The 22,526-nt window shown below is 44.5% G+C and carries 22 protein-coding genes; 20 read left to right on the forward strand and 2 right to left on the reverse strand.

What is annotated here, in order from left to right; all coding sequences use genetic code 11:
- Positions 1-202: 202 nt before the first annotated feature.
- From KQH97_RS05485 to KQH97_RS05510, 6 genes are all read left to right on the forward strand, one after another.
- Positions 203-1,255 (forward strand): efflux RND transporter periplasmic adaptor subunit, encoded by a 1,053-nt coding sequence (locus tag KQH97_RS05485; protein WP_216553246.1) that lies wholly within the window; start codon positions 203-205, stop codon positions 1,253-1,255.
- Between the two features lie 18 nt (positions 1,256-1,273).
- Positions 1,274-4,249 (forward strand): ABC transporter permease, encoded by a 2,976-nt coding sequence (locus tag KQH97_RS05490; RefSeq protein ID WP_216553249.1) that lies wholly within the window; start codon positions 1,274-1,276, stop codon positions 4,247-4,249.
- A gap of 14 nt (positions 4,250-4,263) precedes the next feature.
- On the forward strand, positions 4,264-5,094 hold the full coding sequence (locus KQH97_RS05495; protein WP_216553252.1) for a purine-nucleoside phosphorylase: 831 nt from the start codon (positions 4,264-4,266) through the stop codon (positions 5,092-5,094).
- Positions 5,095-5,273: 179 nt separating this feature from the next.
- Positions 5,274-6,035, forward strand: a complete 762-nt coding sequence (locus KQH97_RS05500; RefSeq protein ID WP_216553255.1) for a zinc ribbon domain-containing protein — start codon at positions 5,274-5,276, stop codon at positions 6,033-6,035.
- A 67-nt stretch (positions 6,036-6,102) separates the two neighbouring features.
- Positions 6,103-6,606 carry a hypothetical protein gene (locus tag KQH97_RS05505; RefSeq protein ID WP_216553258.1) on the forward strand — a complete coding sequence of 168 codons (504 nt, stop codon included), beginning with the start codon at positions 6,103-6,105 and terminating at the stop codon, positions 6,604-6,606.
- A 35-nt stretch (positions 6,607-6,641) separates the two neighbouring features.
- Complete coding sequence (locus KQH97_RS05510; protein ID WP_216553261.1) at positions 6,642-7,436, forward strand: zinc ribbon domain-containing protein; 795 nt, start codon at positions 6,642-6,644, stop codon at positions 7,434-7,436.
- A gap of 97 nt (positions 7,437-7,533) precedes the next feature.
- Here the strand turns inward: KQH97_RS05510 and KQH97_RS05515 are convergent, their stop codons facing one another.
- Both KQH97_RS05515 and alr read right to left on the reverse strand, forming a co-directional pair.
- A complete protein-coding gene (locus tag KQH97_RS05515; RefSeq protein WP_118053465.1) occupies positions 7,534-8,811 on the reverse strand; it encodes an amidohydrolase in 1,278 nt (425 codons plus the stop codon).
- A gap of 16 nt (positions 8,812-8,827) precedes the next feature.
- Complete coding sequence (gene alr, locus KQH97_RS05520; protein WP_216553264.1) at positions 8,828-9,991, reverse strand: alanine racemase; 1,164 nt, start codon at positions 9,989-9,991, stop codon at positions 8,828-8,830.
- 80 nt (positions 9,992-10,071) lie between these two features.
- On the opposite strand from alr, the gene KQH97_RS05525 reads away from it, so the two are divergent.
- The 14 genes from KQH97_RS05525 (at position 10,072) to gltX (ending at position 22,487) form a co-directional block, all read left to right on the forward strand.
- Entirely contained in the window at positions 10,072-10,728 is a 657-nt protein-coding gene (locus KQH97_RS05525; protein ID WP_253286377.1) for an SLOG family protein, read from the forward strand.
- Between the two features lie 122 nt (positions 10,729-10,850).
- On the forward strand, positions 10,851-11,768 hold the full coding sequence (locus tag KQH97_RS05530; protein ID WP_216553266.1) for an LCP family protein: 918 nt from the start codon (positions 10,851-10,853) through the stop codon (positions 11,766-11,768).
- Positions 11,769-11,806: 38 nt separating this feature from the next.
- On the forward strand, positions 11,807-12,205 hold the full coding sequence (locus KQH97_RS05535; protein WP_367614659.1) for a hypothetical protein: 399 nt from the start codon (positions 11,807-11,809) through the stop codon (positions 12,203-12,205).
- A gap of 214 nt (positions 12,206-12,419) precedes the next feature.
- A complete protein-coding gene (gene rimP, locus KQH97_RS05540) occupies positions 12,420-12,914 on the forward strand; it encodes a ribosome maturation factor RimP (RefSeq protein WP_216553268.1) in 495 nt (164 codons plus the stop codon).
- A gap of 61 nt (positions 12,915-12,975) precedes the next feature.
- A complete protein-coding gene (gene nusA, locus KQH97_RS05545) occupies positions 12,976-14,064 on the forward strand; it encodes a transcription termination factor NusA (RefSeq protein ID WP_253286378.1) in 1,089 nt (362 codons plus the stop codon).
- The gene (locus tag KQH97_RS05550) at positions 14,054-14,323 is read left to right on the forward strand and encodes a YlxR family protein (protein ID WP_038672821.1); all 270 of its coding nucleotides are present in this window, start codon (positions 14,054-14,056) and stop codon (positions 14,321-14,323) included. Before nusA ends, KQH97_RS05550 begins: the two co-directional genes overlap by 11 nt.
- Positions 14,316-14,648, forward strand: coding sequence for a 50S ribosomal protein L7 (locus KQH97_RS05555; protein WP_038670206.1), 333 nt, complete (start codon positions 14,316-14,318; stop codon positions 14,646-14,648). Before KQH97_RS05550 ends, KQH97_RS05555 begins: the two co-directional genes overlap by 8 nt.
- A 28-nt stretch (positions 14,649-14,676) precedes the next feature.
- Positions 14,677-17,193 carry a translation initiation factor IF-2 gene (gene infB, locus KQH97_RS05560; protein ID WP_253286379.1) on the forward strand — a complete coding sequence of 839 codons (2,517 nt, stop codon included), beginning with the start codon at positions 14,677-14,679 and terminating at the stop codon, positions 17,191-17,193.
- Positions 17,194-17,258: 65 nt separating this feature from the next.
- Positions 17,259-17,642, forward strand: coding sequence for a 30S ribosome-binding factor RbfA (gene rbfA / locus KQH97_RS05565; RefSeq protein ID WP_117856888.1), 384 nt, complete (start codon positions 17,259-17,261; stop codon positions 17,640-17,642).
- A gap of 15 nt (positions 17,643-17,657) precedes the next feature.
- Positions 17,658-18,605 carry a bifunctional oligoribonuclease/PAP phosphatase NrnA gene (locus KQH97_RS05570; protein WP_038670212.1) on the forward strand — a complete coding sequence of 316 codons (948 nt, stop codon included), beginning with the start codon at positions 17,658-17,660 and terminating at the stop codon, positions 18,603-18,605.
- Complete coding sequence (gene truB / locus KQH97_RS05575; RefSeq protein WP_216553271.1) at positions 18,605-19,519, forward strand: tRNA pseudouridine(55) synthase TruB; 915 nt, start codon at positions 18,605-18,607, stop codon at positions 19,517-19,519. Before KQH97_RS05570 ends, truB begins: the two co-directional genes overlap by 1 nt.
- 26 nt (positions 19,520-19,545) lie before the next feature.
- Entirely contained in the window at positions 19,546-20,475 is a 930-nt protein-coding gene (ribF, locus tag KQH97_RS05580; RefSeq protein ID WP_216553274.1) for a riboflavin biosynthesis protein RibF, read from the forward strand.
- Entirely contained in the window at positions 20,472-21,011 is a 540-nt protein-coding gene (locus tag KQH97_RS05585) for a transposase (protein WP_216553277.1), read from the forward strand. The genes ribF and KQH97_RS05585 overlap by 4 nt, the downstream gene beginning before the upstream one ends.
- A 27-nt stretch (positions 21,012-21,038) precedes the next feature.
- Complete coding sequence (gene gltX / locus KQH97_RS05590; protein WP_022287263.1) at positions 21,039-22,487, forward strand: glutamate--tRNA ligase; 1,449 nt, start codon at positions 21,039-21,041, stop codon at positions 22,485-22,487.
- Positions 22,488-22,526: the final 39 nt, after the last annotated feature.

Here is a 22,526-nt window from a genome sequence, read left to right on the forward strand (position 1 = left end):
GAAGCCTTTTTATGTTCATATATTTAAGACTTATTAAATTTGTACATATATAAAGCAACGCAATTGTGCATATTGCTTTGAAATGTCAGGTTAATTTAGTACAATCGTGTATAGAAAAAACATCTTTTTTTTGATATAATTACTTTGGGTATTATTGCCCATGGTAAGTTGTTTATAAAAATATTCAGTTAGGAGTCTGAACATGAATATAAAAGTTGATTTAAAAAAGCTTTTTGCTGCCGCAATATCAGCGATAATGTGCCTCTCCGCAGGGGGTTGCTATCTGCTTCCTGACGAGGAGGAAGTCCTCGATGCGCCGACCGTGAAGGCAAGCGATGTTACATATTCCACAGTTACGGCAAAGAAAAAAGACCTTGAAAAGAAGATAGTCGCAACGGGCACTGTCACAGCGGAAAATCAGTATACTCTTTCTTATGAAAAGCAGAGCGGCACAGTGTCAAAATTTTATGTAAAAGCAGGCGATAAGGTCAAAAAGGGTGATGTTATCTGTGACCTTGATACATATGACCTTGACTATCAGATAGAAGAAAAACAGCTTTACCTCGAAAAAGCAAAGCTTAAAGTTGATATAATTTATGAGGGCGGCGGCACTCAGGCAGAGATAGACTCTGCTTATGTTGACGTGCAGCTCCTTGAAAAAGAGCTTGAAAAATTGCAGGCTCAGAAGGAGGATTCAAGCCTGAAATCACCTATAGACGGCGTTGTTTCGTCACTCTCTGACGTAAGAGCAGGCGACAACGTAAATCCGGGTCAGACTATCGCAACTGTTATAGATACTTCGGCTCTTTATATCGCAATACAGCCTGACGACCTCACCCAGTATGATATCGACACAGAAGTGCAGATAAGGATAGGCGAGGATTATTATGACGGTGTTGTTTTTATGACTCCTAAAAAGCTTGCTGATTATCAGGCTGAGCAGAATGAGGATCACAATAATGTTGACGATACAGGTATAGATTATCAGGCGGATACTATCTATGTTCGTTTCAAGGATACCGCCCCTGCGGAAACAGTGGGTCAGCTTGCAGATACGATACTTGTCCTTGACAGCGTAAAGGACGCTATCGTTATCTCAAATAATCTGATAAAAAAGGTTGACGGCACAAAGGTAGTTTATGTGCTGAAAAACGGTGAAAAAACTGCCGTTGAAGTGGAAACAGGACTTTCTACAGGCTCTCAGACCGAGATAAGATCGGGTCTTAAAGAGGGCGACGAAATTGTTATCAGATAGGTTTGAAAGGATAAGCTTATGTTCACCTTATTGTTCCGTAAAATGCGAAACACCAAATGGATGGTGCTTTGCCTGCTGGTAGGCTTTGTTATGGCGTCTGCCATGATGAGCACTATCCCTATTTATATGAACGCTTCTCTGCAAAGAATGCTTGTAAAGGATCTTGAGTCGTTCCAGACAGAATATGAGATCTATCCAGGTGCGTATAATACCAGCTATGGATTGAAAATGGATATCTCAGGCAGCGAGCAGCAGAAAGCTGTTGAGAATTATAATAACAAAGTGGAGGTTAAGTTCAAGGAGCTTGGTCTGCCTGAAAAGCTTGATAAGAAGTATATAAGTGACGAGTATCTCTATGTGCGTTCACTTGCCGTTTCAGATGGCAATTCGCAGGCAAGATTCACTCTCGGCGGTATGACGGATATTTCCGACCATATCAGCATAAAGCAGGGCAGAATGTTCACTGCAGGCAAGCGTTCAGACGGCGTTTACGAGTGCGTTGCCACAGAAAAAGCCATGAAAAGCACAGAGCTTGCTATAAACACAGTATATGAGATAGCCGACGTGTTTGATGATAACAAGTCAATAAAAATAGAGATCGTGGGCGTTTTTGACGTTAAGGACGAAAATGACGCATATTGGGCAGAGGGTCTTGATTCTCAGTATACAGCCGTTGTCTTTACAGATTATGACACAATGCTCGGGGATTGCGTTGATACTGGCGTTGTGAATATCACAAAGGCTGTCCATAACTATGCGGTGGATTATGCTTCCATGGATATGACTGACCTTGCAAGCACAAACGAAATGATAGCAAAGCAAAAGACCTATTTTGGTGAAAATTCCATAGGCTTTTCGATGCCTGCCGCAGATATCCTCAAGGACTATGAGAGCCGTTCATCACAGCTCCAGCTTGTTTTGTGGCTTTTGCAGATACCTGTCATACTTATGATAATATTCTATCTCTTTATGGTGTCGCAGCTCAACGTTGAGCAGGAACGTAACGAGATAGCGGTGTTCAAAAGCCGTGGAGCAAGCCGCTTGCAGATAATGGGCATTTATGCTCTGGAATCTCTCGTACTGGGCGTTCTGACTGTTATAATAGGACCATTCGCAGGTCTTGGACTTTGCAAGGTACTTGGTGCGTCAAACGGATTCTTGGAGTTTGTCAACAGGCGTTCGCTCCCTGTTCATATGACAATAGAAGCTGTCGTCTATGCGGCAATAGCCGTGGCAGTGTTCTTTGTCACAACTATGATACCGATCTTTCCTGCCACAAAAACAACTATCGTTGAGCATAAGCAGTCAAAAGCCAAAAAGAAAAAGCACGCTCTGTGGGAAAAGGTCTGCCTTGATTTTATCCTTGTGGGCGGTTCAGTTGGCTGGCTTTATTATTACAACAAAACTCAGGAAAAGCTTGTTGCAGAGGGTGTAACAGACACCACCGCAACAGTAAACCCTATAATGTTCGTGGCTTCCACTGCCTTTATACTAGGCCTTGGCCTGTTTCTTATAAGGATATATCCTTATATAATAAGGCTTCTCGCAAGAATAGGCAGAAGAGTGTGGTCGCCTGCACAGTATGTTTCACTGACTAATATCGGTCGCTCCTCAACGGGCAGGGAAAGATTTTTGATGCTGTTCCTTGTTCTTACTGTATCATTGGGCGTGTTCTTTGCAAATACCGCAAGAGCCTTGAACAGAAATGCCGAGGAAAGCGTTGCCTATGGGGTTGGCTGCGACGCTGTTCTTACAGAGCAGTGGTATAGCAGTAAAATAGAATCTGCACAGCAGACCACTCCTCAAAGCGCATCTCAGGCAGCTCAATCAGGCACAAAGCAGACTTCCGAGGAAAGCGACGAAGAAGATACAGAAACTACCATACAGTATGTAGAGCCTGTTTTTGAGCGATTTGAAAAGCTCGCAGGAGTGGAAAATGTCACAAAGGTTTTCAGAAAAGACGGCGTGACCATATCTTCAAACAAAATGAACGTTCCAAGACAGCAGACAAAGTCTGACGATGAGGAAAAGACCCGTGACGATTTCCTTGACCAAAGCGCTGACACAAGCTCAGGCAAAAGCTCAACAAGCAATGTCCAGCTTATGACCATAGTGCCTAGCGATTTCTCAAAGGTCTGCAAATTTGAGGACAGACTTCTGCCGGTTCAGTTAAATAACTACCTGAATGCCCTCGCAGAGTACACCCCGGGAGTTATCCTCTCTTCAAGCTTCAAGAGCTACGGTCTGGAGCTTGGTGATACTGTAGAGTGTAAGTGGGGCGGAAACGAGTCCTTTGAAGTGACCGTCCTTGCCTTTGTTGACTACTGGCCGGGACTAAGCCCTTATAAAGAGGCGAAAAACGGCGGTTATATGGACTTTGCCGTTATGAACTACGATTATGTGAACGTTCAGACCAGTATGGAGCCTTATGAGGTATGGTTCAAGCTCAAAGACGGAGCTTCCGTTCAGGAGTTTTATGACTCAATAGACAAAGCAGGCATTAAACCCCTCACCCTTGAATCTGCAAGCCAGCAGACCATAGAAAAGAAAAACGACCCTATGCTCCAGGGCATGAACGGCGCTCTCACTCTCGGCTTTATCATCATCATGGTGATGTGCATAATAGGTTTCCTTATCTATTGGATACTCTCCATAAAGAGCAGGACTTTGCAGTTTGGTATCCTAAGAGCAATGGGAATGAAGTTCAGAGAGATAATAATGATGATAGTCTATGAACAGCTTTTGGTGTCAGGCGTTGCAATATTTGCCGCTATCTTTATCGGCGGCGTAACGAGCGACCTTTTCGTACCGCTGTTCCAGAGCATATTCGACGCAAGCCAGTCAGTGCCGCCGTTTGCAGTGATACCTGAACGCAGCGACTATCTGAAGCTTTATGCAGTTATAGGAGTAATGCTGCTCACAGCCTTTGTGGTGCTTGGCAGACTTATAAAGAAGATAAAGATAAGTCAGGCGCTGAAGCTTGGTGAGGATTGATAGGAGGAAATTTTATGACAGCTTATGAAAAGCTTACAAAATGTTATGAGTGCGTAAAAAGCAAAATAGACTTTGAGCCAAAGGTAGCCCTTGTGCTTGGCTCAGGTCTTGGCGATTATGCAAATTCCATAGACGTGAAATACACCCTCAGCTATAAGGATATAGAGGGTTTCCCGACCTCTACCGTAGAGGGTCATAAGGGTCAGTTCGTTTTCGGATATGTTGGCGAAGTGCCTGTTGTTATAATGCAGGGCAGAGTGCATTATTATGAGGGATATGCAATGGAGGACGTTGTGCTGCCTGCAAGACTTATGAGAATGTTGGGCGCAAAGGTGCTTTTCCTTACAAACGCATCGGGCGGAGTGAACGCAGGCTTCAAGGCAGGCGACTTCATGCTTATAACTGACCATATCTCAAGCTTTGTTCCTAATCCTCTTATTGGCAAGAATATCGACGAGCTTGGAACAAGATTTCCTGATATGAGCGAGATATATAACAAAAAGCTCAGGGATATCATCTCAGGTGCAGCGGAGGATCTTAATATAACCCTCCGCCATGGCGTTTATCTCCAGCTCACCGGACCGTCTTTCGAGTCCCCTGCGGAAATAAGAATGTCAAGAACTATCGGTGCTGACGCAGTGGGAATGTCAACAGCCTGCGAGGCTATCGCCGCAAATCATGCAGGCATGAAAGTCTGCGGAATATCCTGCGTTGCAAACCTTGCAGCAGGCATGACGGATAATCCTCTCACTCATGCTGAAGTTCAGGAATGTGCAGACAAGGCTGCTCCCCTTTTCAAAAAGCTTATCACTGAAAGCATCATAAGAATAGGTAAACAGCTTTAAGGTTTTGTAACAGCTTTTTCAAAATAATATGTAACAAATGTGCGAAAAGGGCTGATGATGTGTACTTTTTTGCTAAACTTTGTGAAAAACTATTGACAAATCAAACGCTTTAGTTTAATATATTATTATGAAGTAAATGTCTTCAAAAAAATTTATAATGAATATGGAGAGAGAATTATATGGCAAAATTTTGTGGACAGTGCGGAGCTCAGCTTAACGACAATGCGACTTTCTGCACTCAGTGCGGTGCAACAATAGCACCTCAGCAGCCTGCACAGCAGACCGCTTCACCAATGGCAAATCTTCAGCAGGCAGCCAAGAATATCGACATGAATGCTATAAAGGACGCTGTTTCTGTTGAAAACATCAAAAATCTGAAAAACAAGCCTAATAAGCTCACTATCGCAGTTCTGGCAGTTCTGCTCGTGCTTGTTATTCTGGTAGTTGTTATCCTTTGCATGATATTCGGCGGTGGAAGCTGGAAAACTCCTATCAATAACGTTATGGACGTTCTCAATGACGGTGACGGTAAGGCTTATGAAGAGCTTATGCCTCCTTATTATAAAGATATGGCAGACGCTCTGGACGGTATCATTGAGATAAGCGACGAGGATTTTGATGAAGAGGCTGAAAAGCAGAGAGATAGACTTACAAAGAAATACGGCGATGACGCTGAGATAAGCTATGAGGTCGTTAAAAAGACTAAGGTAGACTCAGACGATATCGACAGCTACAACGATATGTCAGATCTTGCCTCTGTACTTAGTGTTAAAAAGGCTAAGAAGTATAAGCTTACAAAGGCTTATAAGGTAAAGATCAAGTATACTATCGAAGGCGAAGACGCTGATAAGACCGACAAGACAACTGTTATTGTTGGCAAGATGGACGGCACATGGGTACTTCTCGACGAGGGCGACCTTCCAATAAGCACAGGTTTCTAAGATATATAAACGATCAGTAACGGGCGGAGAAATTTCCGCCCGTTTTTGAAAATGCGGTGTTTGCACAATGAAAAAATTATCAGTGCTGTGTATGCTTTTGTGTGTGGCAATGCTCTTTTGCTCCTGCGGAAAGGAAGAAAGAGCGGTCCTGGGATATGAACAGCCCGTGGCGACACTTGTCACAGCGGCGCAGTATAGCGATACGCAGTCATATCTTTCCTGCTTTACCCCAGAAGCGGAGGCGGAGTATAAAAACAGCGACAGCTATAACGAAGCCCTTGCGGAAACGCTTCTCACAAGGGGCGAGGAAAAAACGGAGCTTTCTTATAAGCTCAGTAATAAAAAAGAGCTTGACAGCGACGGCTTGAAAGACCTTGAAAAAAGCTATAAGGAAAGCTATCACAAAAATGTGACTATCAAAAAAGCTGTTACAATGACAGCAAAGCTCACAGAGACCACAGACAGCGGCGAGCTGTCTGCCATCCGTGAGATAACAGTGGTCAAAATAGAAAACAACTGGTATATTTTCGGGAAAGTTATCGAAAAATTTGATCTCAGCCAAAAGGGCTGAGGGGATCAATAATAATATGAAAAGAGGGTATTAATATGGAAAATTGTCCAAAATGCGGTCTGCCTGTTGCCGACGGCGCAAAGTTCTGTGCTGCCTGCGGAACAAGAATGCCGCAGAAGCTTATAAAGAGCAAGATCTGCTCAGTGTGCGGAAACACACTTAACGCAGGGGCTAAGTTCTGTAACGTCTGCGGAACAGCTGTGCCGCAGGACGAAACGCCTGCCGACGAGCCTGTAGTGGACGAGAGAAATCCTGAAATGGAGTCTATCGAAGTGCCTGAGCTGCATTTTGACGACACTCCTGTGCAAAATCAGACTATTCCGCCAACGACTCCTGATATGCCGACTATGGACAGCGTTTATCTGCCTGGACAAGAGCCTGCAAAGCCTGTTCAGCCTGCACAGCCGACAGCCGAGGAAGTTGCAATGGCTTCAAGAACTGTGGAAATACCTCAGACGCCAACAGTTGCGGAAACACCGAACGTTGCCCCACAGCCTCAGCAGCCTGAAAGAGTTCTTACACCAGAGGGCTATCAGCAGCCTGCTCAGCCTGTGAACAATGCAATGCCACAGATGAATCAGGGTGGACAGCCTATCCAGCCAAATCAGATGAATCAAATGAACGGCGTTACACCTGGAAAGGGTGCAGGCGCACTTGTGCCGATAATACTTATCATTCTTATACTTGCTGTTATCTGCGTTGACGTTTTCTGGCTTTTCAGAGATCAGATATTCGGCAAAAAGGACGAAAGCTCAAATGACTGTGCAGTGATAACTCTCACGGACGAAACTGACTATCCTGCAAACGAAGCATTTTTCTTTGAAGAATAGAATATAATGTAAAAAGGGACGTTTCAAAGCGTCCCTTTTTTGTGTGTCAATACTGTACTGCGTAAAAGATAAAGGCGGCACAAGACCGCCCCTACATTTAATCTTTCATGCTCTCGATTATCTCGTTAGCTTTCTTGTAAATGACCGCAGGTTCTTCGCCTATCCTGAACTCCCCGTCCTCGTAAAGCACCTTGCCGGCACACATCGTGAGCTTGACATTCTGCTTTGAGCCGCTGTAAACAAGGTTTTTGCCTATGTTGTTAAGAGGCTGCATATTAGGCTGAAAAAGGTCGATAACGATAAGGTCAGCCTGCTTGCCCTCTGCAATAATGTCGCAGTCAGAAAGCCCCATTGCCCTTGCAGAGCCTACAGTTGCCGCTTTCAGCACCGAGTCAGCAGGGCAGGCGGAAGCATCATCGCAAGCTATCTTCTGCAAGCCTGTCATAAGGAACATTTCTCTGAACATATCAAGACAGTTGTTGCTTGCAGGACCGTCAGTACCTATAGCAATGTTTATGCCCATATCCTGCATTTTTACGATAGGCGCAATGCCGCTCGCAAGCTTTACGTTAGAGCCTGCACAGTGAACAGCCCATACGCCCTTGTTTTTGAATATCTCAAGATCCTTGTCGCTCATGTGAACGCAGTGGAAGCCTGCACCGCCAAAGTCGAAAATTCCGAAGCTGTCAAAAAGCTCAGTTGGCGTCATGCCGTATTTCTCTATGCACTCTCTAACTTCTTTTGCAGTTTCCGAGTTGTGCATTGCAACAGGCGCTTTGTATTTTGCCGCAAGCTTGCCAACGCCCTCCATAAGCTCCTTTTCGCAGGTGTATTCTGCATGGAAGCCAAGCATAAAGCTTATAAGAGGGTCAACATTGTTGTATTTCAGATAGTTGTTTTCAAGCCTTTCAAGATTAGACTTGTCACCGCTTACCGCACCGCAAAGTACAGAGCGGAAACCGCTTTCTATGCAGGCTTTTACATAATCGTCAAGCTCAAAGTACATATCAAATGCCGCCGTACAGCCTGTTGTGAGATATTCAAGTATAGCAAGCTTCGTGAGCCAGTAAACTTTCTCTCCGTCAAGCTTTGCTTCCATTGGAAAGATCTGCTTAAAAAGCCAGTCCTGCAAAGGCATATCGTCAGCATATGATCGCAGAAAAGTCATTGCCGAGTGAGTGTGCGCATTTTTGAATGACGGCATAAGGAGATTTCCCTTGAGGTCATATTCACGTTCAAAAACCTTTCCGTCAAGCTCCTCAGCCTTAGGCTTGCCAACGAAAACTATCTTTGAGCCTTCCGTCCAGACCTCTATATCCTGCGTTTCTATGCCGTTGGCAAGGGTCATTACCCTGCCACCGAAAAATCTTATCATGGCTCTTTATCCTCCCTTACTCTATTTCAAGAACAGCCGTCTGCTCTCCGTGGCGTGAGATAACTCTCGGCACTCTTGCAGATATTCCGCAAACTATCTCGTAGCCTATCGTTCCTGTCATTTTGCCGATATCGTCAGCAGTTATCCTCTCGTCCCCCTGTGCGCCTATGAGGACAGCCTCGTCCCCTGCCTTTACGTTCTCTACCTCAGTTACATCACACATGAACTGATCCATACATATCCTGCCTGTGATAGGACATTTCTTTCCGTTGATAAGCACATATCCCTTGTTTGAAAGCGCCCTTGGATAGCCGTCTGCATAGCCTGCCGTAACAGTTGCGAGCTTTACTTTGCCATTTGCAGTGTAAGTCCTGCCGTAGCTTACGTCAGTGCCATTGTCTATGTATTTTACCTGCGCAACAGCCGCCTTAAATTCCATAGCAGGCTTTGGCTCAAAAGGCAGAGCCTTTGCAGGGTCAGGATAAAGTCCGTAAAGTATTATTCCAAGCCTTGCAAGAGAGCTTCTCTCATTATAATAGTATACTCCGCCGGCTGAGTTGAGAAAATGCACTTTTTCAAGGTGAAGCCCCTCTGCTTCGCACTTGTCAGCAACGGCAAGTATCTTCTCCGTCTGCGCCTTTGTGTATTTCTCATCCTGTTCTCTCAGGCTGTCAGCCACCGCATAGTGGGTGAAAATGCCCTCCAGCGAAATGTTTTCAAGCTTCGATATCTCTTTAAGCTCACCGTATATCTTGTCGGTTTCCCCGTGAAGACCTATCCTCGTCATGCCCGTGTCGATAGCGGCGTGTATGCGTACCTTGCCGTCAGCGTTTTCTGAAAGTGCTTTAGCATATGAAAGCTCTGTGCAAGCCTGAATGATGTCAAGCCTTGTGAGCCACTTCGCATTCTCAGGAGGTGTGTAGCCCAAAATGAGTATCTCGCCCTTTATGCCCATATCCCTGAGCCTGTGGGCTTCGTGTATGTTCGATACTGCAAACCAGCGAATGTCCATCTCGTTTTCAAGAAACGGAACTACCCCGTTGTCAAAATGTCCGTAGCAGCTCGCCTTTACAACGCACATTATCTCTGTTTTTTCCCCTATGAGCCTGCGGTATTCTTTCAGATTGTATTCAATGCTGTCAAGATCTACCTCAGCCCATGCTCTCTTCAAAAAATCCATTTTATTTTTCTTCCCTTTCGGTTTTATAATTGTGCCTTTGCACAAAATATTTGTCATTTTCTATTGAAAAAGATAAATCAATGTGTTATAATGTTCTTATCATGGGCATTGTGTCGCCAAATCTTTCAGGAGGCTTTGATGTGAGTAATATCGTCCCCGCAGAACAATTTTTCTGCAATCGAGATACCTCTTGCTGCTTTACAGGTCATAGGGACAGGGATCTGCCTTTCGGCGGCGATGTCCATAAGCAGGGTATGAAAAATCTCCTGAGTATGCTCGTCCTTATGATAAAGGAAGCATATAGCGAAGGCTGCCGTACTTTTATATCAGGTATGTCAAAAGGTATCGACCTGCGCTGTGCTGAGATAGTCCACAGCCTTTCGGCTCAGCCCGAATATAAGGATATGAAGCTCGTGTGCGTTCTGCCCTATGCAGGCCAGCGTACAGAGATGAAAACACCCTTGGACAGCTATACATATTCGCTTATTCTGAACTCTTGCAGTGCGGTCGTGATAACAAGCCCCAAGTATGAAAACGGCTGTTATAAAAAGCGAAACAGCTTTATGGTGGAACATTCCTCTCGACTGATCGGGGTCATAAAAGAGAAAGCCAAAGGCTCAGGCACTTTGCAGACCATAAACATGGCAAAGCGTGCAGGTCTTACGCTGAACATCATATGCCTTGACGATAATCCTGTTTTTTATATCGACTCAGACTCAGACAGCCGTCCTATTTAGTTTACACCTAAATTGCAAATTGTTCAATAGTTTTCGAGAATTTTTCCGAAAAAGTTTATATATGAAAATATGGCGGACAGTATGCCTGCCTGTATATATTTGAAAGTAAGGAGATCAATAACATGGCTCAGACGAAAGCTCACAAGAAAAAAAGAAGATCTCAGGCTCCTATCGCTCTGGTCTACTTCATAACGATGATAATATTCCTCTTTGTTATCGGCATGCTTGCACTGTATGCCCTCAGAGAGTTTGGTGTTATCGGCAATGATGACAGCGACAGCGACGCAGGCATAAAAAGCCCGGTTTATAATACCCTTTTTGCAAGAGTGAACAGCAAGGGCGTTCTTGCAGACGCAACAGTCATAAGAGTTGCACCGGACGCAAAGAAGATAATCATAATGCCTGTTTCAGCGTTCACAGTGAGCGGAAGCCAGACAATGCGTGAGATACACGAAGAGGGCGGCATGGTGAAGCTGGAAGCAGCCGTTGCAGACACTTTCGGTATCACTATAGACAATTACGTTTCTCTCACAAATGACGCATTCGAGAATGCGGCGGATATTGTGGGCGGAATTACATATACTCCTGATGAGGAGCTTTACTATCTCTCTCAGGATAATGACGAGAACGATATCGCTATCCCAAGCGGCGATCTGACTAACCTCAGCGGTCATCAGATAAGACTTATCTGTCAGTATCCTGTTTTCAAAGAGGGCAGGAACGGCAACATGAAGTTCCTTGGAACAGCAGTTACAATGCTTATGAACAACGCTTTCCAGCAGACGAATATCACCAAGGATAACCTTGATAACTTCTATAATATCTTTACCGCAAACAGCGATACCGATTGGACAAGTGCGCAGTATAAGGAAGAAAAAACATATCTAAAGGATATGCTGGATCAGAACCTTACTCCTGCCGAAGCGCTTATCCCTGAGGGCGAGTGGACGGACGATTCTCACTTCAAGGTGTCTGATAAGTTCAAGGAGAGCGTTCAGACAATGCTCAAAGACACTGCGCCGTCAGCAGCGGAGAAGTAAAAAAACAAAGGCTGAAATTTTAACAGGGGGCGAAAAAGGTGAAACTTCTGGTCATAATCCTTAATAAAACAGATGTCCTTGACTATCTGCTGGAGGGACTTTCAGCAGCAGGCATAAAGGGTGCGACTATAATCGAGTCATCAGGTATGGCAATGACCCTTTCAAGACTTGACAGTAGCTTTCTCAGCGCCTCTATCAGAGGTCTTTTCAGCGGCGACGAGGATAACAGAACTATCCTGTCGGTAATAAAAAACAATCAGCTCGATACCGCACGAAAAATAGTATATAACACAGTGGGCGACTTATCTCAGCCAAATACGGGCATAATGTTCACTGTCCCCCTTGATTTTGTTGAGGGAACAGTGAAGAAACACATTGATAAAACAAAAGCAAAACCAAAGGATACTCCTGAGGAAAATGAAAAGAACGTCAGTTGACGGAATGTTTACAGACTATTAACATAATATTTAATTCTTTTCATTAAAAACTTTTGAATGTCCTTGCAAAAAAATGTTTTGTGTGGTATAATAATTACAATAGGCTTTTAATGAAAGACTGGAACTTGACTTCCGGTCTTTTGGTTTTGTATGGGGCTTTTTTCAGGGCAAAGCTAATAGGCATTGCTTTGAGAAGCATTAACGGAGGTGCTGTATGGAAGTAAAGAAAACTACGGTAGAAAAGGTAAGAGAGCTTGCACAGCCTATCGCAGACGAGCTTGGCTTTTTCCTTTGGGACGTAAGGTTTGAAAAGGAGGGAGCAACGTGGTACCTCAGGGTGCTTATCGACAAGGACGGCGGCATAGATATGGACGATTGCGAGGCTTTCACAAGACCTATGAACAAGGCTCTTGACGAGGCAGACCCTATCTCTCAAAGCTATGTGCTTGAGTGCGGAAGCCCCGGACTTGGCAGAGAGCTTAGAAGACCCGAGCATTTTGAAGTCTGCATTGGCGACGTTGTAAGAGTAAGGCTCATAAGACCTGACGAAAACGGCGAGAAAGAGTTCGTTGTGGGTCTTGTGGGATATGACAAGGATAAGATACTTTGTCAGAAGCTTGACGAGGATATGAACGGCGTTGAGAATGTGGAATTTAAGCTTGCAGACTGTGCATATGTAAAGCTCAATGATGACGCAGACCTGTTCTGAATGAAGAAATTTAATAAACATGGGCAAAGCCCGAATCAAGTATGAAAGGATTGATCAGAAAATGAATAAGGAAATGACTAGCAATTTTTTTAAAGCTCTGACGGATTTGGAAAAGGAAAATAATATCGGCAGTGATATACTTATCGAGAAAATAAAATCAGGTATCGAAAAGGCTATCAAGAAGGATTATCCTTACTGCGAGAATATCAGAGTTGATATCGACCCTGTTACAGGAAAGCTGGATATGAGGATACTCAAGGAAGTTATGGACGTTATGTATGTTGACGACCCTGACAACGAGATATTCCTTGACGAAGCAAGAGTATATGACCCTAACATCAAGGTGGGCGATATGGTAGAGATACCTCTTGACCCTGCAAAGTTCGGTAGAGTTGCCGCTCAGAATGCAAAGCAGTCTATCAAGCACGATATCAAGGATTTTGAAAGAGCAAGACTTATCGAGCAGTATCACGATAAGGAGCATGAGTGCGTTTCTGCCACAGTTCAGAAGGTAGAGCCTGCTACTCAGAACGCTATACTTACTATCGACAAGAACGAGGTTTATCTTGTAAGAAACGAGCAGATACCTGGCGAAACTCTTAAGGCTGGCGATATCATCAAGGTCTATGTTGTAGGTATCGCAAACCCTGACAGAAAGCCTTCTATCAAGATATCAAGAACTCACAGAGAGCTTGTTAAAAGACTTTTCGAGCTTGAAGTTCCTGAGATAGCAGACGGCACTGTTGAAGTAAAGGCTATCTCAAGAGTTGCAGGCGCAAGAAGCAAGATAGCCGTTTATTCAAAAGACCCTAACGTTGACGCTGTAGGCGCTTGCATAGGTCCAAGAAAGTCAAGAATTACTTCTGTAGTGAACGAGCTCAAGGGCGAGAAGATAGACGTCATCAATTGGTGCGAAGACCCTGCACAGTTTATCGCAAAGGCTCTTGCTCCGGCTGAGGTAATAAACGTTGTTCTCAGCGAAGAGGAGGGCGTAAGAGAGTGCCGTGTTACTGTTCCTGACAACCAGCTCTCACTTGCTATCGGTAATAAGGGTCAGAACGCAAAGCTTGCCGCAGGTCTGACAGGCTATAAAATAGATATCGTATCCGAAAGCTCTGCAAAGGCTGAGGCTGCTGATGATGAAAACTAAGAAGATACCAATGAGAATGTGTCTTGGGTGCGGTGAAATGAAACCCAAGAGAGAGCTTATCAGAGTGGTGAAGTCAAAAGAGGGGGATATCTCCCTTGACCTCACAGGCAAAAAATCAGGCAGAGGCGCTTATATATGCAAAAGCGTCGAGTGCTTTGAAAAAGCAAGAAAAGCAAGGAAGTTTGAAAGAAGCTTTTCCTGCATGATAAGCGAGGATATATATAACAGCATGGAGGGCGAGCTTAGGGAAAATGAATAATAAAATAGGGCTTGTTACAATGTGCAGAAAAGCAGGAAAGCTTGTAATGGGTATGGATATGGTGAAGGACGCCTGCAATACAGGCAAAGCCTGCGCAGTGTTTGCGGCAACGGATTTTTCACCTAAATCTCTTAAAGAGATAAAGTTCAACTGCTACAAAAACGGGATAAAGCTTTACAGTCTTGGCATGACAATGGACGATATCCATTTTGGCCTTGGCAAAAGAACAGGCGTTATCGCTATTTGCGAGGGAGGCTTCGCAAAGGCTTGCGCCAAAGGGCTTGAGGAGATCCCTATTGACGAAAATGAGTTTTATAGCATTTAGCATTTATTGAGGAGGTATTTTACAGCCTATGAGTATGAAAACAACTAAATATAAGCTTAGCGATATGGCTAAGGATCTGAAAGTTACAAATAACGACCTTATCGAGTGTCTTGGCAAGCTCGGCGGAGAGCCAAAGAAAACACAGTCAGTGCTTACCCCTGAGGAAATCTCTTATGTTCTGGAGTATTATACACAGAACAATCAGGTGGACAGCTTTGATGCTTTCTATGCAAATAACGTAAAGCCTGTCAAGGAAGAAAAGAAGGCAGATAAGAAGCCTGTAAAGGCTGAGAAAAAGGAGAAAAAGGCTGAAAAGAAGCCTGAGCCTAAGCCGGCTCCAAAGGCGGAAGCAAAGCCTGAGCCTAAGGCAGAGCCAAAGGTGGAAAAGAAGCCGGAGGTCAAAGTCGAAACAAAACAGCCTGCACCTGAACAGAAGAAAAAGCAGCCAGCTCCACAGAAGCCTGCAAAGAAGAAAGAGCATGGCGTTCGTCAGCAGCTTGGCGGTTTTTCTGATAAGAAAGAAGCTTCAGGCGGATATACTATCTCTGAGGATAACGATTCGTTCGGCACACAGAGAACTATCGACACAAGAGGAAGCTATATAGAGCTTGATAAGTATAACGAGAAGTATGATAACCTTGCAAACTCAAAGCAGAACAAGAGCAAGGATAACTTCACAAAGAAGCAGAAGCTCACCCAGAAATCTCAGCAGAGAAAGAAACAGCAGTTCTCACATAAGAAGGAAACTGAGAGCGAAAAGCTCCGCAGACTGGAGCTTGAAAGAGCAAGAAAGCAGCAGCTCAAGGTCATGATACCTGACGAGATCGTTGTTTCAGAGCTTGCAAGCAGACTTAAAGTAACAGCTACCGAGGTCATCAAAAAGCTTATGGGTCTTGGCGTAATGGCTTCTATCAATGAGGTGGTCGACTTTGATACCGCCGCACTTGTTGCAGAAGAGCTTGGCGCAAAGGTTGAAAAGGAAGTACACGTTACAATAGAAGAAAGACTTATCGAAACTGACGAAGATCCAGAGGAGAGCCTGCAGGAAAGATGCCCTGTCGTTGTCGTTATGGGTCACGTTGACCATGGTAAGACATCTATCCTCGACAGAATAAGAAACGCTCACGTTACTGACACTGAGGCAGGCGGTATCACACAGCATATCGGTGCTTATCAGGTGGAGTATCAGGGCAAGAAGATAACGTTCCTGGATACTCCTGGTCATGAAGCTTTCACAGCCATGAGAGCAAGAGGTGCGAACGTTACAGATATCGCTATCCTCGTTGTTGCCGCTGATGACGGTATCATGCCGCAGACTATCGAATCTATCAACCACGCAAAGGCAGCGGGCGTTTCAATAATCGTTGCTATCAATAAAATGGATAAAGAAGGCGCAGACCCTGACAGAGTTAAGCAGCAGCTCACAGAGCAGTCCCTCGTCGTCGAGGAATGGGGCGGCGATGTTATCGCAGTTCCTGTTTCTGCAAAGACCGGTATGGGTATCGACGAGCTTCTTGAAAACATTCTCCTCGTTGCAGAGGTCAAGGAGCTTAAAGCTAACCCTGACAGACTTGCAAGAGGTACTGTTGTCGAGGCCAGACTTGATAAGGGTAAAGGTCCTGTTGCTACACTTCTTGTGCAGAATGGTACTTTGAAGTCAGGCGACGTTATAATCGCAGGCACTTCTGTCGGACGTATAAGAACGATGACAAACGATAAGGGCAGAAGCATTAAGGAAGCCGGCCCGTCAACACCTGTTGAGATAACAGGTCTGGGCGAAGTTCCAAGTGCAGGCGACGTTTTCAACGCAGTTGCAGACGAAAAGCTTGCAAGAGAGCTTGTTGAGCAGAGAAAGCATGAAGCTAAGGAAGAACTGTTCCAGCAGCATCAGAAGGTAACTCTCGACAACCTGTTCAGCCAGATAGCTGAGGGAGAAATGAAAGAGCTTCCTATCATCGTCAAGGCTGACGTTCAAGGCTCAGTTGAAGCCGTTAAGCAGTCACTTGAAAAGCTTTCAAATGACGAGGTCAGAGTTAAGGTCATCCACGGCGGCGTAGGCGCTGTATCTGAAAGCGACGTTATGCTCGCAAACGCTTCAAACGCTATCATCGTTGGATTTAACGTTCGTCCTGACCCAGTTGCAAAGCAGAATGCAGAGCAGAGCGGCGTTGATATCAGACTTTACAGAATAATCTATGATGCAATAGAAGAAATAACAGACGCTATGAAGGGTATGCTCGCTCCTAAGTACAGAGAGGTGGAAACAGCTCGTATCGAGGTAAGACAGGTATACAAGATATCCAATGTTGGTACTGTAGCAGGTTCCTACGTTCTTGACGGTAAGGTGGGCAGAAATAACGAGATAAGAGTCGTAAGAGACGGTATCGTTATCGCCGAGGATAAGATGTCAAGCCTTAAGAGATTTAAGGACGACGCCAAGGAAGTTGCCGCAGGCTTTGAGTGCGGTATCACTCTTGAAAAGTTCACCGATATCAAGGAGGGCGACATTTTCGAGGCGTTCTATATGGAAGAATACAGAGATTGATAATGATGCTTACGGGACGGACAGCCGCCCCGTAAGAGCATATTTAAGCAGGAGATAAAGATATTATGGCAGGTTACAGAGCAGGACGTATGTCCGAAGATATAAGAAGAATAATATCGGGCAAAATGAGAGACCTTAAAGACCCAAGGATACACGGAGGAGATATGCTCACTATCGTCCGCTGCGACGTGGCAGGCGACGGCTCATTCTGTAAAGTGTATGTTTCAAGCTTTGAGGGCTATGAAAAGGCAAAGGAAGCCGTTAAGGGCTTTGAGTCGGCAACAGGATTTCTCAAAAGGGAGATATCAAACGTGCTGAAGCTGAAAAAATGCCCTGAGCTTAAATTTATCGCAGATAATTCTATCGAGCATTCAGCAAAGATAAACAAGCTTCTTAAAGAAGTTCTGCCCGAAGAAGAAAAAGAAGAGAAAGACGGCGAAGAACAATAGAGGAGAAAGGATATTATGACATTTCAGGATATTCTTAAAATTTTTGAGGAAAATGACAATTTTCTTATTTTAACTCATAAAAGCCCCGACGGCGATACGCTTGGTTCAGGCTTTGCCCTGTGCGCTTTTCTGAGAGATATGGGGAAAAAGGCTAACGTTGTAAATTCAGACAGCTTTCCCGAAAGATATGATCTTATCTATGAGAGCTATTACCCTCAGGAATTTGATGTGAAGTACGTTATCGCAGTGGATATCGCAGACACAAATCTTCTTGGCAGCAACCTTTCAAAGTATGCCGAGGAGGGTGCAATCGACCTTTGCATCGACCACCACATCTCAAACAAGTATTTTGCAAAGCAGTCATATGTAGAAGCAGACGCTTCTGCCGCAGCACTTATAATGTATAAGATATTCAAAGCTTCAGGCAGAAAGATATCACGTCAGATAGCGAGATGCCTTTATACAGGCATTGCAACGGATACAGGCTGCTTCAAGTATGAAAACACAACTCCGCAGGCTCACATCGCCTGTGCAGAGCTTATGTCATATGGCATAGATTTTGCTTATATCAACAGAAAAATGTTTGATGTAAAAAGCAAGGGCAGACTTATGGTGGAGCAGTCCGTTACAGCGAATATGGAGTATTACTGCGGTGGCAAATGCTCTATGATAGTGCTTACAAAAGAGCTTATGGAGAAAAGCGGCGTTGACGCTGCCGAGTTCGAGGGACTTGCTTCTATACCATTGTCCGTTGAGGGCGTGAAAATAGGCATAACAGTTAAGCAAAGACACGAGAACGTCTTTAAAATATCAGTAAGAAGCGACGATGAGATAGACGCTTCTGCATTCTGCCGTGAGTTTGGCGGCGGAGGACACATAAGAGCCGCAGGCTGTGAGATAACAGGAAGCCTTGAAGAAGTCAAGGCTAAGCTTCTCAAGCAAGCGGAAAAGGTCTTGGGCTGATGAGCTTGGATAACAGCAAGGATAATATCTGCGGCATTTTGCCTGTAAAAAAGCCCGAGGGCTGGACTTCTTTTGACGTTATCGCAAAGCTCAGAGGAGTTCTAAGGATAAAAAGATTGGGTCATTCAGGGACCCTTGACCCTATGGCAACAGGCGTCCTGCCTGTTTTCGTGGGCAGAGCCACAAAAGCCTGCGATATTATCCCCGACAGACGAAAGGTCTATACCGCAGGCTTTCAGCTTGGGGTAAGCACCGATACCTTAGACAGCACAGGAAAGACGTTAAAAACAAGCGACAAGGCAGTTGCCAGAAACGACCTTGAATGTGCAAAAAGCAGTTTTGTAGGCGATATCATGCAGGTGCCGCCTATGTATTCTGCAATAAAAGTGAACGGCAAAAAGCTCTATGAGCTTGCAAGAGCAGGCAAAGAAATAGAGCGTGAGCCGAGAGCTGTCCATATCGACAGCATTGATATAATAGAATATGACGAAGCTTCACGCAGGGGCGTAATGAAAGTTGATTGCGAAAAAGGTACTTATATACGCTCCGTTATCAGCGATATAGGTGAAAAGCTTGGCTGCGGCGGAATGATGACTTCTCTTGAGCGTTCCTATTCAGGGGGCATTGATATAAAAGATTGCTATACCATAGAGGAGATAGCCGAAATTTGTGAGCAGGATAAGCTGTCACAAATGCTTATCCCCCTTGACAGAGCCTTTGTAAGCTACGAAAAAACTACCCTTGGACAGTGGGAAACAAAGCTTTATAGAAACGGAGTAAAGCTCAGACCTGAGCAGACAGGGATAAAAGATCTGTCAGAGGACAAACTCTACCGTGTCTACGGCAGTGATAACAGCTTTCTCGGTATCGGCACTTTTCATGAGGGCAGCTTCAGAAGCTTCAAAAATTTCTGATAATTTGTTTTATTCGGAGGGATATTTTGACGGATATAACAAACAGCGGGTTTATCCCCGAAAAAAGGACAGTTTGCGCTCTTGGACTTTTTGACGGAGTCCACAGAGGACATCAGCTCATAATAACAACGGCTGTGAAAAAGGCTAAGAGCCTTGACGGACATTCGGCAGTTTTCTGTTTCAAGACCGACACAGTGACCTCAAAAGGTCATGACGGCAGGATAGAAATGCTTATGAGCGACGAGGAAAAGCATAAAAAAATGGCAGAGCTTGGGGTCGAGGTGCTTTTCTCACCTGATTTTGCAGAGTTCAAAGGAATGTCACCGGAGGATTTTGTGAAAAAGGTGCTGAAAGAAAGGCTCAATTGCAGCGGCGCAGTGTGCGGAAACGATTTTACATTCGGCAAAGGCGCACAGGGCAAGGCTGTTGACCTTAAAAGGCTCGGTGAAAAATATGATATAGATGTGGAAATAGTAAGTCCGTTGCTCATGGGCGGCGAGGTCATAAGTTCCACTGAGATAAGACGATGCGTCCGTGAGGGCGAGATAGCCAAAGCAAATGAAATGCTGGGTTATCATTTTGGATTCTGCCTTCAAGTGGAACACGGCTTTCAACGTGGCAGAACGTGGGATTTCCCCACGATAAATCAGCAGATACCAAAGGGCAGGGTAATGCCGAAATTCGGCGTTTATTGCTCCGCTGTTGAAATAGACGGAAATAAGTATGCAGGCGTGACAAATATAGGCGTAAAGCCTACCGTCCATGTTGAAACAGCTCCCCTTGCAGAAACCTTCATCATGGATTATCATGGGGATCTTTACGGCAGAAAGCTAAAACTTGAACTGCATGAATTTCTCCGCCCCGAAAAAATGTTTGACAGCTTTGACAGCCTCCGTGAGGAGATAGCAAAAAACAAAGAGCAGGCGGTCAGATATTTTGAGGAAAATAAAATATGACAAGTGAAGATTTGCCAAGACGGAAGAAAATACGTCTTGAGGGTTATGATTATTCTGCGAACGGCTTGTATTTTGTGACGATATGTGTTACTGAAAAATACCAAGTCCTGTGGGAGAATGTAGGGGCGAACAGTGTTCGCCCGCTGACTGCAAATGAAATGCTGCACCCAAAACTTTCTGTTACAGGAAAACTTGTAAAGAGAAAACTCACAGAGATATCTGAGCACTATCCCGACGTTTTTGTAGAGATGTCTTGTATCATGCCTGACCATGTGCATATTATAATCAAAATTGAAAAACAGCCGAAAAACGGGCGAACACTGTTCGCCCCTACAAGTGAAACACCGACACTTTCAAGGGTCATAAAACATTTCAAAGAGGCTGTCACAAAAGAACTAGGTTATTCCATATGGCAAAAATCTTTTTATGATACGATAATCAAAAACAGAAAGCAACACGCAGAAATAAGGCAGTATATTGCAAATAATCCTGCGAAATATGTAAAAATTGCATTTGATGAGCAGGATATGAAATAAGACTCTAATTTTGAAAGGAAGATATAAATGAACAAGGTAAGAACAAGATTTGCACCTTCACCAACAGGTTATATGCACATAGGCAACCTGAGAACAGCACTCTTTACCTATCTTATTGCAAAGCAGAACGGAGGAGATTTTATTCTCCGTATCGAGGATACAGACCAGGAGCGTTATGTTGACGGTGCTGTTGAGGTCATCTATAAGACACTTAAAGACGTTGGTCTTAATTGGGACGAAGGCCCTGATATCGGCGGACCTGTAGGCCCTTATATCCAGTCACAGAGAATGGGTATGTTCAAGAAATATGCCGAGGAGCTTGTTGAAAAGGGTGAAGCTTATTATTGCTTCTGCGACAAAGAAAGACTTGAGGAAGTAAGAGCCATTCAGGAAGCAAGCGGTATCGCTCCAATGTATGACAGACATTGCCGCAACCTCTCACCTGAAGAGATAAAGGAAAAGCTTGACGCAGGTGTTCCTTATGTTATCAGACAGAAAATACCTACAGAGGGCGAAGTTACTTTCCATGACGAGCTTTACGGCGATATCACTGTTGACTGCTCTACCCTCGACGACCAGATACTTATAAAGACAGACGGTATGCCTACCTATAACTTTGCAAACGTCGTTGACGACCACCTTATGGGTATCACACACGTTGTAAGAGGTAACGAGTACCTTGCTTCTGCACCTAAGTATAACCTGCTCTATAAGGCTTTCGGCTGGGAGATACCAACCTATATCCATGTTGAGCATATCATGAAAGATAAACAGCATAAGCTTTCAAAGAGAGACGGCGACGCTTCCTATGAGGATCTTATGAAAAAGGGCTATCTTAAAGAAGCTGTTATAAACTATATCGCTCTGCTTGGCTGGGCGCCAAAGGGCGAGAACGAGATATTCTCACTTGAAGAGCTTGTTAAGGAGTTCGATATCCACGGACTTTCTAAGTCACCTGCTATCTTCGACCCTGCTAAGCTTAAAGCTATCAACGGCAAGTATATAAAGGCTATGACCCCTGAGAAGTTTGCTGAGTATGCTATCCCTTATATCAAGCAGTCCGTTCATAGAGAGGACGTTGACCTTAACGAGATCGCAAAGCTCTTGCAGGCAAGAACAGAGCTTTTCACAGAGATACCTGAAATGGTAGACTTTATCGACGCTCTCCCTGAGTATGATATAGCTCTCTATACACATAAGAAGATGAAAACGAACCCTGAAAATTCTCTTGAATCTCTCAAAGAAGTTCTCCCTGTACTCGAGGGCGTTGAGGATTGGACAGAGGAAAATATCCATGACGCACTCTTTGACCTTATCGGCAAGCTTGGCGTAAAGAACGGTATCGTTCTGTGGCCTCTTAGAGTTGCAGTTTCAGGTAAGGCGTTCACTCCGGGTGGCGGTGTTGAGATATCATATCTCATCGGCAAGGAGGATACTCTTGCAAGAATAAGAAAGGGCATTGAGAAGCTGTCATAATAAAAACTACGAAAATGTTGAATATGTGTAGGGGCGAAA

The organism is Ruminococcus sp. MSJ-25, from assembly GCF_018917825.1.
Lineage (GTDB): Bacteria > Bacillota > Clostridia > Oscillospirales > Ruminococcaceae > Hominimerdicola > Hominimerdicola aceti.